This window comes from Pseudomonas sp. ML96 (genome assembly GCF_000761545.1).
GTDB lineage: Bacteria > Pseudomonadota > Gammaproteobacteria > Pseudomonadales > Pseudomonadaceae > Aquipseudomonas.
Genome location: NZ_JPMY01000044.1, coordinates 1 through 2,918 on the forward strand (window position 1 = coordinate 1; position 2,918 = coordinate 2,918).

General features: G+C 65.0%; 3 protein-coding genes. All 3 read left to right on the forward strand.

Annotation, left to right across the window (positions count from 1 at the left end; genetic code table 11):
- A partial coding sequence (locus IP89_RS20610; protein WP_043311617.1) for an alpha/beta fold hydrolase occupies window positions 1-579 on the forward strand: 579 nt, incomplete at its 5' end.
- 168 nt (window positions 580-747) lie between these two features.
- Complete coding sequence (gene phaZ / locus IP89_RS20615) at window positions 748-1,605, forward strand: poly(3-hydroxyalkanoate) depolymerase (RefSeq protein ID WP_043311618.1); 858 nt, start codon at window positions 748-750, stop codon at window positions 1,603-1,605.
- A gap of 158 nt (window positions 1,606-1,763) precedes the next feature.
- On the forward strand, window positions 1,764-2,918 hold a 1,155-nt coding region (locus tag IP89_RS20620; protein ID WP_043311620.1), incomplete at its 3' end, for an alpha/beta fold hydrolase.

The window sequence follows — 2,918 nt, forward strand, 5'->3', positions numbered from 1 at the left end:
GCCTGGATGCGCCCCAACGACCTGATCTGGAACTACTGGGTCAACAACTACCTGCTGGGCAACGAGCCGCCGGTGTTCGACATCCTCTACTGGAACAACGACACCACCCGCCTGCCCGCTGCCCTGCACGGCGACCTGATCGAGCTGTTCAAGACCAACCCGCTGACCCGCCCCAATGCCCTGGAAGTCTGCGGTACGCCGATCGACCTCAAGCAGGTCACCAGCGACATCTACTGCGTGGCCGGCACCACCGACCACATCACCCCGTGGGAGGCCTGCTACAAGTCCTCGCTGCTGTTCGGCGGCAAGGTCGAGTTCGTGCTGTCCAACAGCGGCCATATCCAGAGCATCCTCAACCCGCCGGGCAACCCCAAGGCACGCTTCTCCACCAGCGAGCAGGCACCGAACTCGCGGCAGTGGCTGGAGAACGCCACCAAGCACGCCGACTCCTGGTGGCTGCACTGGCAGCAGTGGCTGGCCGAGCGCTCGGGCAAGATGAAGAAGGCGCCAACCGCCCTGGGCAACAAGACCTACACGCCCGGCGAAGCATCACCGGGGACCTACGTACACGAACGCTGAGTTTTAACTTCTGTAAGCGCTGCACCTTGCGCAGTACTGCCCGCGGCACCCGGAAGTGCCGCACGCCGCCTCGGGTCGTGACTCGTGGCGGCGCCCGCCATGGGGCGGGAGACTGGCGAGCGGCCCTGGAAGGTCGCTCTCCGCAGATCCATGTATAGGGCCTAGCGCATGCCGCAACCTTTCGCATTTCGCTCCATCGAGCTGGATGGCCAGATCATCCGCACCGCCGTCCGCCCCGGCAGCAGCAGCCTGACGCCGCTGCTGATCTTCAATGGTATCGGCGCCAACCTGGAGTTGGTCATGCCCTTCGTCCAGGCGCTCGACCCGGACCTGGAAGTGATCGCCTTCGACGTCCCCGGCGTCGGCGGCTCGTCCACACCCAGCACGCCGTACCGCTTCCCTGGCCTGGCCAAGCTCGCCGCGCGCATGCTCGACTATCTGGACTACGGCCAGGTCAACGCCATCGGCGTGTCCTGGGGTGGTGCCCTGGCGCAGCAGTTCGCCCACGACTATCCGGAGCGCTGCAAGAAGCTGGTGCTGGCCGCCACCTCCGCAGGTGCGGTGATGGTGCCGGGCAAGCCCAAGGTGCTCTGGCGCATGGCCAGCCCCAAGCGCTACATCCAGCCGTCCTATGGCGTGCACATCGCCCCGGACATCTACGGCGGCGCCTTCCGTCGTGACCCCAAGCTGGCCCTGGCACACGCCAGCAAGGTCCGCTCGGGCGGCAAGATGGGTTACTACTGGCAGCTGTTCGCCGGCCTCGGGTGGACCAGCATCCACTGGCTACATCGGATTCGCCAACCTACGCTGGTACTGGCCGGTGACGATGACCCGCTCATCCCGCTGGTCAACATGCGCCTGCTGGCCTGGCGCATTCCCAACTCGGAACTTCACGTGATCGACGACGGTCACCTGTTCCTCGTGACGCGCGCCGAGGCAGTGGCGCCGATCATCATGAAGTTCCTGCAGGAAGAACGGCAGCGCGCAGTCATGCATCCGCAGCCGCAACCAATCCGCAGTCACTGATCGCACAACAGTAGTGCTATGCCGGCCTGCCCGCCCCAAGGCGAGGCTCGCCGGAGCAAGGAAGAATTTTCGCGCGGCAGTCTGGAATGCCCTCCGGCGCGCTTTGGTACAAGCCTTGCTGTCACTGGACGTGACAGTACGATGACGGAGCCAGCCCCATGCGTGACAAGAATGCACCGGGATCCATGCCGGTACCCGCACACTTCATGAATGCGCAGAGCGCGATGGTCGGTCTGCGCGGCCGCGACCTCACCTCCACCCTGCGCACCCTGGCCTTCCAGGGCCTGCGCCAGCCGATGCACAGCACGCGGCACCTGCTGGCGTTCGGCAAGCAGCTGGGCCGGGTCCTGCTCGGCGACACGCCACACCAGCCCAACCCGCAGGACAGCCGCTTCGCCGACCCGACCTGGCACCTCAACCCGTTCTACCGGCGCAGCCTGCAGGCCTACCTGGCCTGGCAGAAGCAGCTCAAGGCATGGATCGACGAGAGCGACCTGTCGCCGGACGATCGCACCCGTGCGCACTTCCTGTTCTCGCTGCTCAACGATGCGCTGTCGCCCTCCAATACCCTGCTCAACCCGCTGGCGATCAAGGAGCTGTTCAACAGCGGCGGCAGCAGTGTGGTGCGCGGCGCGCGGCAGATGTTCGACGACTTGCTGAACAACAACGGCATGCCGCAGCAGGTCAACAAGCAGGCCTTCGAGGTCGGCCGCAACCTGGCTACCACCCCCGGCTCGGTGGTGTTCCGCAACGAGATGTTCGAGCTGATCCACTACAAGCCGATGAGCGAAAAGCAGTACGAGCGCCCCCTGCTGGTAGTGCCGCCACAGATCAACAAGTTCTACATCTTCGACCTCAGCCCGGAGAAGAGCTTCGTCCAGTACTGCCTGAAGAACGGCCTGCAGGTGTTCATGATCAGCTGGCGCAACCCTGACGCGCGTTATCGCGAGTGGGGCCTGTCCAGCTATGTGCAGGCAGTGGAGGACGCCACCGAGGTGTGCCGTCTGATCACCGGCAGCAAGGAGATCAACCTGCTGGGCGCCTGCGCCGGCGGCCTCACCGTAGCCGCCCTGCAGGGCCACCTGCAGGCCAAGCGCCAGCTGCGCAAGATCGGCTGCGCCACCTACATGGTCAGCCTGATGGACAGTCAGGTGGAAAGCCCAGCGATGCTGTTCGCCGACGAGCAGACCCTGGAATCGGCCAAGCGCCGTTCCTATCAGAGCGGCGTGCTCGATGGCCGCGACATGTCCCGGGTGTTCGCCTGGATGCGCCCCAACGACCTGATCTGGAACTACTGGGTCAACAACTACCTG

What these genes read in the sequence shown, in the direction of transcription:
- phaZ (WP_043311618.1), top strand. Translation starts at nt 748, where the DNA reads ATGCCGCAACCTTTCGCATTTCGCTCCATCGAGCTGGATGGCCAGATC.